This is a genomic window from Streptomyces sp. AM8-1-1 (assembly GCF_032229325.1).
In the GTDB taxonomy this organism is placed as follows: Bacteria; Actinomycetota; Actinomycetes; order Streptomycetales; family Streptomycetaceae; genus Streptomyces; species Streptomyces achmelvichensis.
Genome location: NZ_CP135086.1, coordinates 8038782 through 8051488 on the forward strand (window position 1 = coordinate 8038782; position 12707 = coordinate 8051488).

The window sequence follows — 12707 nt, forward strand, 5'->3', positions numbered from 1 at the left end:
TACTAATTTATTCTTCAGGGGCTGTGCCCCAGGGCCGGGCAAGGCCCCGGGGCACAGCTGTCACTGCACGGCGATGCCGGGCCGAGCGTGGTGTCCCGGTACGGATCGACGCAGGTGGTACCGGGTGGAGCGGATCGGTGCGGGGCTCAGAGCCCGGTCTGGTGGACGCGCCCGTCCACACCACGGAAGGCGGCCAGCACCGCGCCATCGGGCCCGGCCACGGCACCGAGCGCACCGTCGAAGGCACCGCTGACGAAGTCGTTGTCCTTGCTCCAGCCGGCCCAGCCGCCGGCCGCGGTCCAACTGCGGGTCCAGAGCGTGTAGTCACCGGCGCGGGCGTACAGGTGCACGGTGCCGCCGGAGGCCACCAGCGTCGGGCTGCCACTGAGCGTGCCGCCGAGGGCCGTCCAGTCCGACCAGGTGCCGGAGGCGTCGCGGGCCCGCGTCCAGGCGGCGTCGTCGGGGGTGCGGACGGCCACGTGCAGCCTGCCCTCGTCGTCGACGACACCCGACGGACGGCCGTAGAAGGCCTTGTCCTGCGGTGCACCCAGCTGGGACCAGCCGGCGGCCGGGCCGCGCGACGCCAGCTTGCCGTCCGCGCCGCGGGCGAAGAGCGTCCAGTCGTCCGGACCCGCGAAGGCCACGGTCGGCGCGTCCGTCAACGTGCCGCCCAGGCTCTGCCAGCGGCCCCAGTGCCCGTTCGTGAAGACGCGACGGTAGGCGCTGTTGTCGGTGCCCCGTACGAACACGTCGATCCGTCCGCCCGCGGAGGCGTACGCGGCGGGCTGGCCGAGGATGCGTCCGTGCGTCGGGCCGCCCAGATCGGTGGTCCGGGCCTTGGACCAGTCGCCGGCCTTGGCGGTCTGGGCGCGCAGGCTGCCGTCCGTGCCGCGGGTGAACGCGGTCAGGGTGTCGCCGTCGCGCGTCAGGGCCGGGCTCGCCGAGGAACGGCCGGGCACCTGCGTGCCCGGGGCGTCGTCGGTGCCGGTCAGCTTGAGGAACGCGGTGCCATGGGCGGGGACACGTACGGTGTACGAACCGGTGAAGGTGCCGCGCGATGTGCGGGCCCGCAGGTCACGGACGGCGACCTTGCCCGCCAGGCCGGCGTCCGCGAAGGTCACGGTGCGGTCCTGTGTCTCATCGGAGCGGTTGAGCAGGACGACCGCCCGCTTGCCCGCGCCCTGGAGGACCTTGCTGTAGACGTCGCCCGCGGAGTCGGTGGCAACCCGGGCACCCTGGATGCCCAGCGGGTCCTGGTTGACGGCGATGATCTCGGGGTTGCGCAGGGTGTCGAGCATGGACCGCGACAGGGTGCGCGGGTCACTGCCGAGCACCAGCGGCGAGGCCATCTCGGCCCACATCACGAACTGGGTGGTGGACTCCTCCTGGTTGAGCTCGTAGCCGCCGTCGGCGAGTTTGCGCATCGGGATGAGATAGTCCGGGTCGTTCCAGTGGCCGGGGCCCTGGGCCTCGGGGTGCCAGGCGTTGGCATCCATGTTGCGCAGGATGTTGGGCCACTCGCCCGCCGTCGGGGTGCCCCAGGCGATGTCGGTGCCGGTGCGCCAGGAGTCTCCGGTCGTCGGACCGTAGACGTAGGTGTTGTGCGCGTCCTGCTCGGGCGTGTGGGGCATGCCCCAGTCGTCGGTGAGCGGGTTGCACAGGTTGAGCAGCATCTTCCGGCCGGACTTGGCGACGGCGTCGCTGAACTCCTTGAAGGCCGGGCCCGGGTCGAGTCCGGCGCCGATGCCGCAGAGGAAGTCCACCTTGATGGCGTCCACCTTCCAGCCGGCGAACTGGCGTGCGTCCTGCGCGTAGTGGCCGCGGCTGCCGAGCCCGCACCACTTGCCGCCGTCGTACTCGCCCGCGTCGGTGTAGATGCCGGCCTTGAGGCCGCGCTTGTGAAGGTACGTCACGAGCGCCGGGATTCCGGAGGGGAAGCGTGCGGGGTGGGCGACGAGCCGCCCCGTCTCCGGGTCGCGCGGCTGGTCGGCCTGCCAACCGCCGTCCAGCCAGACGATGTTGTAGCCGCTGTCGCGCAACCCGCTGCTGACGAGGTGGTCGGCGACCTTCCTGACCTCGTCCTCCGTCGGGGCGCCGAGCCCGTAGTAGGTGTTCCAGCCCATGTACGGCGTGGGGGCGAGGCCGCTGTCGTAGTACTGCGGCGCGCCCTGGTCGTCCGCGGCGTGTGCCGTGGGAACGGCCGATCCGACCAGTACCACGGCGCCGAGCACCGCCACGGTCCGCCGCACGCGCGCCATCTCTGCACGATGCGAAGCCACTGAAGTCTCCCGAGAGTTGGGGGTATGGGGCACCCCGCTCGGGTCGTACCGAGGGTCGGTGCCAGGCGGAAACTGTGCCCAGGCCCCTGAAGCCTGTCAATATTAATTGCTAATTAACTTAAAAACGGGATCTCGGGGTGACGCGGCCATCGCTCACGGGACGTTGTCGGCGGCCTCGCCACCTGCTCAGGCCCCTGCACGGTGTGTACCGCCAACGCCCCCTCCGCCGATCCGGACCGCACGCCGCCGTCGAGTCGATGCGCCAGACGGGGCACTTCGGCAGCGTGGTCGGACACAGTGGGCGGCAGCGGTGCGGCGGCTCGGTAGGTTCCCGATCAGGTGCCTGTCGGCCGGATGCCCATGGGCAGCCATCGTGACGGCCCTGAAGCGCGACCCGAGGCGAGGAGAGCGGCATGTCCCGACCCATCACCGTTGGAGTGGACGGCTCCGAAGGAAGTGTCGCGGCGGTGGACTGGGCCGCTGACGAGGCGGCGCTGCGCGGGACCGCCCTGCGGCTGGTGTACGGCACGCGCTGGGCGCAGCACCAGTTGGGGGCGATGAAGGTGTCGCACGAGGACCGTCGCACCGAGGCGGAAGGGGTTCTCGCCGCGACCGAGCAGCGTATCCGGGCCCGGAAGCCGGACCTCGCCATGACCGCGCAGAAGATCGAGGACGCCCCCACCCAGGTGCTTCTGGCTGCCGCCTCGGAGGCGGAATGGCTGGTCGTGGGGTCCCACGGGCTCGGCGGCGTCCGCGGCTTCATCGTCGGTTCGGTGGGGCAGGAGGTCGTCGCGGAGGCGAAGCGCCCCGTGGTGCTGGTGCGCCCGGGGTACGGAGAGGGCGCGTCCGGGGCCGCTGACGGCAGTAATCACCAGAAGGTGGTTCTCGGCCTCGATGTGAGTGAGGTGAAGAGTGAACTCCTGGAGTTCGCTTTCGACTTCGCCGGGCGGCACAGTGTTCCACTGGAGATCGTCCACACATGGCACCTCCCGTTCCTCCACCACCGCAGAGCAGCTGACGAGGCGGACATGGCGTTGGCGCTCACGAGCGCGGTGAGCCCGTTCCGGGACACGTTCCCGGCGGTGGAGGTATCCGAGGTGTCCGCTTCCGGGCGAGCAGCCGAGCACCTGGTAGCGGCTGCCTCGGACGCGCGTCTGGTGGTCGTCGGCAGGCGCCGGGCGGCCAAGGGCTCCCATATCGGATCGGTCACCCACGCCGTCATCCACCACGCCTCCTGCCCTGTGGCGGTCGTGCCGCACGGCTGACGGAGGTCCCTCGCCCCTGTCGAACGGTGTTCTCGCAGATCTCGGCACCTCGGCCCCGTTGGGCGACCAACTGAGCACGTCGCCGCCGTTCGACGAGGTGACGGGCATGAGGCCCGTATTCGACGGTAATGTCTGCATGCATGACAGCAGAGTCACCGGCGCAGACCGTGCAACGTTTGTTCCCGCTGCTCGCCGAGGGGAAGAGTGCGGAGGCGGCGGCGCTGTTCGCCGACTCCGTGTCGTTCTCCATCCCGCACCCGCCGGGCATTCCGTGGCTACCTGAGGTCGACTCGCGGGAGGGCATGCGGACGTTCTTCGACCTGCTGCAAACCCACGTGGAAGCGAAGGAGTTCGAGCTGCGCCATGTCATCGCGGAGGGCGACGACGTGGTGCTCATCGGGCACATGGTCTCCGAGGTCAAGGCGACGGGCCGGGACATCGACACGGCGTTCGCGCTGCACACCACGGTCCAGGACGGGCGGATCACCCGCTACCACCTCTACGAGGACACCTACGCCGTGGCCAAGGCCTCCCTCGACGACTAGAGGGCGATACGGCCGGCGCCCTGAAGAGAGCGTCGTCCTGGCGCCAGGGCCGGGACGGCGTACCGGCGCTCCGGGATCCAGCTCTCGGGCGTCGGAACGCGAGGCTGTTCCGGCGCCCGGCACGGGTCATCAGACTCACCTTGCGGATGAGGCGGCTTCCGCTGCGACGGGCGGTTCCGGTTCGTCCTTGCGCCGGCTGAGGACACCGGGCCACCAGGCCGTCGGTCCGATGTCCCGGACCAGGGCGGGGACCAGGAGGGATCTCACGACGAGGGTGTCGAGCAGAACGCCGAAGGCCACGATGAACGCGATCTGGACGAGGAAGGCGAGCGGGATGACGCCGAGGGCCGCGAACGTGGCCGCGAGGACGACTCCTGCCGATGTGATGACCCCTCCGGTGGCCGTCAGTCCGCGCAGCACGCCTTCCCGGGTGCCGTGACGGAGGGACTCCTCGCGCACCCGTGACATCAGGAAGATGTTGTAGTCCACGCCGAGCGCGACGAGGAAGACGAAGCCGTAGAGCGGCACTGAGGCGTCGGTTCCCGAGAAGCCGAGCAGCCCCTGGAAGACGAGCGCCGAAACGCCCAGTGTGGCAAGGAAGTTGAGCGCCACGGTGGCCACCAGGAGTACTGGCATGAGCAGCGATCGCAGCAGGCCGACGAGGATCAGCAGGATGATCGCGAGCACGACGGGCACGATCACCATCCGGTCCCGTTCCGACGTCTTCTGTGTGTCGTACTGCTGGGCGGTGTAACCGCCGACGAGCGCATCGGATCCGGGTACGGCGTGCACGGCTTCGCGCAGCCGGGACACGGCGTCCTTTGCGGCGTCGCTGTCGGCTGCCTCTTCGAGCGTCGCGTTGACGAGCACCTTGCCGTCCACGACCAGCGGCTCTCCTCGGCCGGGACGTCCGGATGCGGTGACCGGCACGACGGAGGCGATGCCTTCGGTCCGCTGCGCTGCCTGGAGGGTCCCACCCAGCCGGTCGGCGTCGGTGATGATGACGGCGGGGTTGCCCGACCCGCCGGGGAAATGCTTGCTCAGCGTGTTCTGAGCGGCCACCGAGGGCGCGTCGTTGACGAAGATTTCGTCGAGGGGGACGCCCTTGGCACTCAGCGTGGGCGCGAACGCGGCGCAGGCGAGCAGGCCGGCGAGCGTGACGGCCCAGACCTTGCGTGGTGCTCTGTCGACGAGTGCCGCGATCCTGTGCCAGATTCCCTTGCTTCCCTGGGTGTCGTTGTCCGTGTCCGCGGGCCTGGGGCGCGCCGGCCAGTAGGCGCTGCGGCCGAGGAGAACGAGTACGGCGGGGAGGAAGGTCAGGGAGCTCAGTACGGCGCAGACGATGCCGATGGCGCCGACCGGCCCGAGGGCGCGGTTGTTCGTGAGATCGCTCAGGAGCAGCGCGATCAGACCGAGGGCGACGGTGGCGGCGCTGGCGACGACCGGCCCGGCCGACTGCCGCAGTGCGGCACGCATCGACGTCATCCGGTCGCCGTGCCGGGCGAGTTCTTCGCGAAAGCGGGCCGTGAGCAGCAGGGCGTAGTCGGTGGCCGCTCCGATGACGAGGATGGAGAGGATGCCCTGGACCTGGCCGTCGACGCGGACGACGTCGCGGTCGGCGAGCGCGTACACCACTGCGCACGCCAGGGCGAGAGCGAGGACCGCGCTGATGATGATCACGAGTGGCAGGAGCACGCTGCGGTAGACGAGCAGCAGAATGATCAGCACGGTGACCAGGGCGACGCCGAGCAGCAGGCCATCGATCCCGGCGAACGCGTCGGACAGATCGGCCTGGCTTGCCGCGGGCCCGGCCAACTGCGCCGTCGTGCCGGGCACGGTGGACACTGCCTCTCTCACCTTGTCGAGTACGACAGGCAGTTCCTCGCCGAGGTCGGGCTTCAACTGGACGATGCCCTGGAGGGCTTGCCCGTCCTTCGACAGCAGGGCGGGGGAGGAGCGTCCTGCGGTGCCGGACGCACCGTCGAGGTCCGCGAGGGCCTCGGTGGCGGCGGCCTGCTGCTCTGCGTTCACCCGCCCACCGCCCTGTGACGTCCAGACGACGATGGCGGGGAGTGTCTCGTCCTCCCGGAACGCCTTCTGGGCCTCGATGACCTTGGTGGATTCCGCGTTCTGCGGGAGGAAGGCGGCCCGGTCGTTGGTCGCGACGTCGCCGAGCTTTCCCGCGTACGGACCCAGCCCTCCGCCCACGCCGAGCCAGGCGACGAGCAGGACGACAGGCACGAGCCAGCGCGCGAGCCGGGTGGAGCTGAGCATGGCACTCCCAGATTCGGACGGCGAAGATCCTTCAACCGTAATGTATCTCAATCATCAAGGTATATTTGAGGTGAACCCTTGGCAGGGAAGGGCTCGCCACAGACTTCCGTCGGCCGGGCCGATCCGGATGCGGGTGCCGGTGGGCTATTTCGGCTGGAAGCTCCGACTGCCCGGCAGCGCCGAGGGGGAGTGGGGTCAGTGCCTCTTGTTCAGGCTTTCGAGCTCGTCGCTCACGGCGCGGAGGAGGCGCAGGGTGCTGAGCAGTTCGTCGGGGGTGAAGCCTTCCTGGGCCCGCGCGGTCGCCTGGGCCAGGGGGAGGAAGTGCGCCCGCGCCGTCGTTCGGGCTTCAGGCAGGTAGTGCAGGTGCACGACGCGCCGGTCCGGACTCTCCCGGACCCGGCGAATGTGGCCGGCCCGCTCGAGCCGGTCGAGGCAAGCGGTCACCGCGCCGGAGGTGAGGCCGAGATGCTCGCCCAGGCGGCCGGGGGTCAGCGGAGACGGCGCGTCCATGATCGCGCCGAGAGCCTGGACGTCCGTGGCGTGCAGGCCTTGATGCGCGGCGAACTCGTGGGCGAACCTGTTGATTTCGCCCGTCAGGCGCCGCAGTTGCACCGCGAATGCCTGAAGCTCGAAACCCTGGACGCCCTGCTCGTCGGCCGGCGCCGCCTTCTTCCGTGTCGCTGCCACGTGGCCAGCCTATATACCGGACGGTCAGGGCCGGTCTGAGCTTGTTCCACCGGCGATGTGCGGCGCTCTCGTTCTCGGCGTCCCGCGCAGCGAGGGCCGCGCGGCCCCTCTCACGCTCAACCGGCCTCAAGGCCGCAACGCCCTCACCCACGGCAGGTCGCTGCCCGAATCTCCGCCGGACAGGGGCCCGGTGCGGTGGTTCGCGAGCCCGACGCGGGCCAGGGCCGTGGCCCGCGCGGGCGTCAGCCCGGCCGCGTCGACCGGGGCGACGTAGCCACCACGTCCATCATGTGAGACATCGGCTGAGACCGAGAAACGCCCTATTGACGTGGCCCGCAGGCTGCCTGACACTCCAGAGCAGAGTTCCCTAGTGAATGGGTGGGAAAAGATGGAGCGTCCGGGGTCGCCCGCCAACCGCGCGATGCGCGCCGGCCGGACGGCTTTCCTCCTGACCTCCCGCCGCCACATCGATCTCCTGCGTGTCTGCAGCGCGGCGAGCGCTCTGCGCTGAACCGGCGGTGCCCATCCGGTACCGCAACTCCGCCTCGTACGGGTACGCGCCGACGTCGCGCGCCCATGCCCCCCGTACGCGCCGCCCGTCGCACCTCTGAGAATCAGCCGCCGGACCTGGCCCCAGGGAGAATCATGTCTGCCGCACCCCGCACCGCCGTGCCTTCCCTCGCCTCCCCGCCGTCGTTCCGAGGCCGGATCGGCTGTGACGCCGGCAGCGGCTACTACGCTGCCGAACGCCGCTACCGCCTCCACCTCTCGCTGTCCTGCTCCCACTGTCTGCGGATCGCTGTCGCGCACAGCCTCCTCGGTCTGGAGGAGACCGTCCCCGTGGTGCTGTTGCCGGCCGTTCCCGACCGGCCCCACGGCGGACACTCCGCTCTGCACCCCTTGTACGAGGCCAGTTCGCACGGGCACCCCGGTCCCGCGGTCGCACCGGTGCTGAGCGACACCTGGACCGGACGGATCGTCAGCACGCACACCCCGGACATCCTGCGCGACCTGGCTCGGCGCTTCGGCGGTGATGAGCCCGGCCGGCCCGCCCTGTACCCGCACGGCACCGAGGCGGAGATCGATGCCCTCGAAAGCCTCTGTGAGGACCGCATCGACGAAGCCGCCCAGCGTGCCGGGCAGGTCGAAGCCGACGCCACCGCGCGTCGGACCGCCCTGGGATCCCTGCTGCGCTTCCTGGGGTCACTCGAGTGGCGGCTGGCCCACCAGGACTTCATCCTGGGCGACCACCTGACCGCCGGCGACGTGCATCTGTGGGTGGCCCTGGTGCAGTTGGACACCGTGCACCGGCATCACCTGGATGCCGCCGCCGTGCAGCGCATCGCCGACCATCCGCACCTGTGGGCCTACGCACGACGCCTGGCGGCCCACCCCGCTTTCGGCCGGCACCTCGACCTGGACGGCATCGCCCGCAGGCACCATGCCCGCTGCCGAGGACTGGAGGCCGCAGGGGCGGCCGTGCAGATCCTGGACTGGGCGGTACACATCGCGGAGGGTTCGACTCAGCCCTCCCACGGGAGTCCGAACGGTTTCATGGAACCGCAATACGCTCTCCACCTTCGGCCGTCCGGCTCCGCCTAGCCTGCGATGACATGGGCTCCCACGCCCGCACGGCAGTGCCGGAACGAGCAGGCCAAGCGGCCGAAAGAGCGGAGGTGACGGGTGTTGTTCCCCGTTCCCCGCATGCTCGTCCCGGCTGCCGGGGTCCTTGTCGCGCGCGGCTGTGTCCGCCTGTACTCCCGGCCCCACATCGATCTGCAACGGGTGGCCGGCGCCCTCTGTTGCCGCTGACCTGTCTCCCGCCCCTGAGCCCTCCCCGGGAGGGCTGGTGATCACATACGGCCGACCAGGAAGGCACCGTTCTCGTGTCCGCACCTCTTCACCTTGCCGTGGCGTTGGACGGCACCGGCTGGCACCCGGCCGCATGGCGTGAGCCGGGCGCCCGGCCTCAGCGTCTGTTCACCGCCGGCTACTGGGTCGACCTCGTGACCGAGGCCGAACGCGGGTTGCTCGACTTCGTGACGTTGGAGGACTCGCTCGGGCTGCAGTCCTCGCACCTCACCGAGCCGGACGGACGCACCGACCAGGTGCGGGGCCGGCTGGACGCGGTGCTCGTCGCCGCCCGGGTGGCACCGCTGACGCGTCACATCGGGCTGGTGCCTACTGTGGTCGCCACCCACACCGAGCCGTTCCACATCTCCAAGGCCATCGCCACTCTGGACTACGTCAGCGCCGGTCGCGCGGGCCTGCGCGTCCAGGTGTCGGCACGGCAGAACGAGGCCGCGCACTTCGGCCGCCGTACCGTCCCACGTCTCCGTTTCGACGACAGGGGCACTCCCGAGGGCCGCGAGGTGATCGCCGATCTCTTCGAGGAGGCCGCCGACTACGTCGAGGTGGTGCGCCGCCTGTGGGACAGCTGGGAGGACGACGCGGAGATCCGCGACGTCGCCACAGGTCGCTTCATCGACCGCGACGAGCTGCACTACATCGACTTCGAGGGCAGGCACTTCCGTGTCAGAGGCCCCTCGATCACTCCCCGGCCGCCGCAGGGACAGCCCGTCGTGAGCGCCCTCGCGCACCAGAGCGTGCCCTATCAACTGGTGGGCCGCTCGGCGGACATCGGCTACATCACCCCGCACGACACCGGCCAGGCCCGCGCCCAGGTCGCCGAGATCCGCGCCGCCCAGGCCGAGGCAGGGCGGGCCGGCGAGCCGCTGCACATATTCGGTGACCTGGTCGTGTTCCTGGACGACGATCCGGCAGCGGCGCGGGACCGCAGAGCCCGTCTGGACGGCCTGGCCGGCTATCCGTACACGAGCGACGCCGAGATATTCACGGGGACACCCGGGCAACTGGCGGACCTGCTGCTGGAACGGCGCCGGGCCGGCCTGAGCGGCTTCCGGCTGCGGCCCGGGGTGATCGGCCACGACCTCCAGCAGATCACCCGGCGCCTTGTGCCCGAACTCCAACGCCGAGGCGCCTTCCGGCGCACCTACGAGGCGGACACCCTGCGCGGGCTCCTCGGACTCGTACGCCCCGCCAACCGCTACGCCACTGCCTGAAGCCGGAGGAGTCGTACGACCATGAGCAATCCCCTCGCGGGCAGCCCGGCCACGAGCAAGGCGGCCACGGGCAAGCCCTTGAAACAGATCCACCTCGCGGCCCACTTCCCCGGCGTGAACAACACCACGGTGTGGAGCGACCCGCGGGCAGGCAGCCACATCGAGTTCAGTTCGTTCGCGCACTTCGCACGGACCGCCGAACGCGCCAAGTTCGACTTCCTCTTCCTCGCCGAAGGGCTACGACTGCGAGAACAGGGCGGCCACATACACGACTTGGACGTGGTCGGGCGCCCCGACACGTTCACCGTCCTTGCCGCACTCGCAGCCGTCACCGAACGCATCGGCCTGACCGGCACCATCAACTCCACCTTCAACGAGCCCTACGAGGTGGCCCGTCAGTTCGCCGGCCTGGACCACCTGTCGGGCGGACGCGCCGCCTGGAACGTCGTCACCTCCTGGGACGCCTTCACCGGCGAGAACTTCCGGCGCGGAGGCTTCCTCCCGCAGGACCAGCGCTATGCCAGGGCCGAAGAGTTCCTGGCCACCGCCACGGAACTGTTCGACTCCTGGCACGGCGGCGACATCGTCGCCGACCAGGAATCCGGCACCTTCCTGAAGGACGCGGCGGCCGGAGCTTTCGTCCACCGAGGAGACCACTTCGACATCGCCGGCCGGTTCAACGTCCCGCGCAGCCCTCAGGGCCGCCCGGTGATCTTCCAGGCCGGCGACTCCGACGAAGGCCGCGAGTTCGCCGCCTCCAGCGCCGACGCCATCTTCAGCCGGCACAGCACCCTGGATGCCGGCCGTGAGTTCTACGCGGACGTCAAGGGACGTCTCGCCCGCCACGGCCGAACCCACGATCAACTGCTGATCCTGCCCGCGGCGACCTTCGTGCTCGGCGACACGGATGCCCAGGCGCGAGAACTGGCCCACGAAGTGCGCCTTCAGCAGGTCAGCGGCCGGACCGCGATCGCATACCTCGAACATGTCTGGAACCGGGACCTGTCCGGCTACGACCCGGACGGCCCGCTGCCCGACATCGACCCGGAGCCCGGCGAGAACACCGTCGCCCTCGGCCGGGCAAGCGTGCGGATGTTCCGTGACCCGCTCGCCGTCGCCAAGCAGTGGCGCGAGCGGGCGGCGGCGGAGAATCTGTCGATCCGTGAACTGGTCATCGAGACCACCGGCCGTCAGTCGTTCATCGGCTCCCCGGCCACCGTCGCCGAGACGATCGACGCCTTCGTCCAGGCGGACGCCGCCGACGGCTTCATCCTGGTTCCGCACATCACCCCGGGCGGCCTGGACGACTTCGCCGACACCGTCGTCCCGCTGCTCCAGGAGCGCGGTGTGTTCCGCGACGACTACACGGGCACCACGCTGCGAGACCACCTCGGCCTGGCACACCCCGATGCCGGCGCGGAGGCGCGGAGGCGGCGGGCCGCGTCATGAAGTTCCTGGCCATCACGCTCATCGTGCACGCGCCCGATCCGGTGACCGGCATCCAGAAGTCCACCAACGAGCGCTTCCGCGAAGTGATCGACAACGCGCTCCTGGCCGAGGAACTCGGATTCGACGGCTTCGGCGTCGGCGAGCGCCACGAGCGGCCCTTCATCTCCTCCTCACCACCGGTCGTGCTGAGCCATATCGCCGCGCTCACCTCCCGCATCCGCCTGTTCACCGCCGTCACCACGCTCAGCCTGCTCGACCCGGTACGCGCGTACGAGGACTACGCGACCCTGGACCACGTGAGCGCGGGCCGGCTCGACCTGATCATCGGCAAGGGCAACGGCGCGGCCCAGCGCGAGCTGTTCCATGTCACTCCCGTAGACCAGTGGGACCGCAACGCCGAGAGCTATGAGCTGTTCCGCCGCATCTGGCGGCAGGACAAGGTGAACGCCTCCCCACGCTTCCGCCCCGAGCTGACCGACGCCGAGGTGTGGCCGAGACCGCTCCAGCAGCCCATCCGGGTCTGGCACGGCAGTGCGACCAGCAGGGAGTCGGTCGATCTCGCGGCCCGATACGGCGATCCGCTCTTCTCGGCCAACGTCACGCACCCGATCGAGCCCTACGCCGAACTGATCCGCCACTACCGACAGCGGTGGGAGCACTACGGCCACGACCCGGTTCGGGCCGTGGTGGGCGCGGGAACGGCCGGCTACTACGCGGCCCGTACCTCACAGGAGGCCGTCGCCGCGTACCGGCCGGTGTTCGACGGCCATCTCGCCCTCCAGAAGCGGCTGGGCGCCGAGCCGGTGTTCGCCACCCTGGAGGACTTCGTCGAACGGAGCTCGGCCCTGATCGGCAGCCCCCAGCAGGTGATCGACAAGGTGCACCGCTACCACGAGCAGTTCGGACACAGCGTCCTCCACCTGCACGCCGACGCGGGCGGTCTCACCCACGCCCAGCACCGTGCGTCACTCGAGCTCTTCCAGTCCGACATCGCCCCCGTCCTCCGACGGGACATCCCCGACCCGCCGTTTCCTTGGGCTCCGGTCATCGCCGGTCCCGAACTCGGCCCTGGGCCGGTATCCGTGCCCGCATCGGCACACGCGCCCACCGACCGCTGAGGAGCAA

At 70.2% G+C, this 12707-nt stretch carries 10 protein-coding genes; 7 read left to right on the forward strand and 3 right to left on the reverse strand.

Going from position 1 to position 12707, the window contains the following annotated elements; all coding sequences use genetic code 11:
- Nucleotides 1-146: 146 nt before the first annotated feature.
- Entirely contained in the window at nt 147-2258 is a 2112-nt protein-coding gene (locus RPQ07_RS35780; protein WP_313948426.1) for a glycoside hydrolase family 27 protein, read from the reverse strand.
- Nucleotides 2259-2692: 434 nt separating this feature from the next.
- On the opposite strand from RPQ07_RS35780, the gene RPQ07_RS35785 reads away from it, so the two are divergent.
- Together RPQ07_RS35785 and RPQ07_RS35790 are read left to right on the forward strand one after the other, a co-directional pair.
- Nucleotides 2693-3544: a universal stress protein gene (locus RPQ07_RS35785; protein ID WP_313948427.1), complete on the forward strand. Its 852-nt coding sequence runs from the start codon at nt 2693-2695 to the stop codon at nt 3542-3544.
- Between the two features lie 140 nt (nt 3545-3684).
- Nucleotides 3685-4089: a nuclear transport factor 2 family protein gene (locus tag RPQ07_RS35790; protein ID WP_313948428.1), complete on the forward strand. Its 405-nt coding sequence runs from the start codon at nt 3685-3687 to the stop codon at nt 4087-4089.
- A 135-nt stretch (nt 4090-4224) separates the two neighbouring features.
- Here the strand turns inward: RPQ07_RS35790 and RPQ07_RS35795 are convergent, their stop codons facing one another.
- Both RPQ07_RS35795 and RPQ07_RS35800 read right to left on the reverse strand, forming a co-directional pair.
- Nucleotides 4225-6363, reverse strand: coding sequence for an MMPL family transporter (locus RPQ07_RS35795; RefSeq protein WP_313948429.1), 2139 nt, complete (start codon nt 6361-6363; stop codon nt 4225-4227).
- A 195-nt stretch (nt 6364-6558) separates the two neighbouring features.
- The gene (locus RPQ07_RS35800; protein WP_313948430.1) at nt 6559-7050 is read right to left on the reverse strand and encodes a MarR family winged helix-turn-helix transcriptional regulator; all 492 of its coding nucleotides are present in this window, start codon (nt 7048-7050) and stop codon (nt 6559-6561) included.
- 645 nt (nt 7051-7695) lie between these two features.
- Between RPQ07_RS35800 and RPQ07_RS35805 the strand changes: the two genes are divergently transcribed.
- The 5 genes from RPQ07_RS35805 to RPQ07_RS35820 all read left to right on the forward strand — a co-directional run bounded on the left by RPQ07_RS35805 (nt 7696) and on the right by RPQ07_RS35820 (nt 12700).
- Entirely contained in the window at nt 7696-8652 is a 957-nt protein-coding gene (locus RPQ07_RS35805; protein WP_313948431.1) for a glutathione S-transferase C-terminal domain-containing protein, read from the forward strand.
- A gap of 102 nt (nt 8653-8754) precedes the next feature.
- Nucleotides 8755-8862, forward strand: coding sequence for a putative leader peptide (locus RPQ07_RS37865; protein WP_413777866.1), 108 nt, complete (start codon nt 8755-8757; stop codon nt 8860-8862).
- 74 nt (nt 8863-8936) lie between these two features.
- Nucleotides 8937-10133, forward strand: coding sequence for an LLM class flavin-dependent oxidoreductase (locus RPQ07_RS35810; RefSeq protein ID WP_313948432.1), 1197 nt, complete (start codon nt 8937-8939; stop codon nt 10131-10133).
- A 21-nt stretch (nt 10134-10154) separates the two neighbouring features.
- On the forward strand, nt 10155-11582 hold the full coding sequence (locus tag RPQ07_RS35815) for an NtaA/DmoA family FMN-dependent monooxygenase (RefSeq protein WP_313948433.1): 1428 nt from the start codon (nt 10155-10157) through the stop codon (nt 11580-11582).
- The gene (locus RPQ07_RS35820) at nt 11579-12700 is read left to right on the forward strand and encodes an LLM class flavin-dependent oxidoreductase (protein WP_313948434.1); all 1122 of its coding nucleotides are present in this window, start codon (nt 11579-11581) and stop codon (nt 12698-12700) included. The genes RPQ07_RS35815 and RPQ07_RS35820 overlap by 4 nt, the downstream gene beginning before the upstream one ends.
- Nucleotides 12701-12707: the final 7 nt, after the last annotated feature.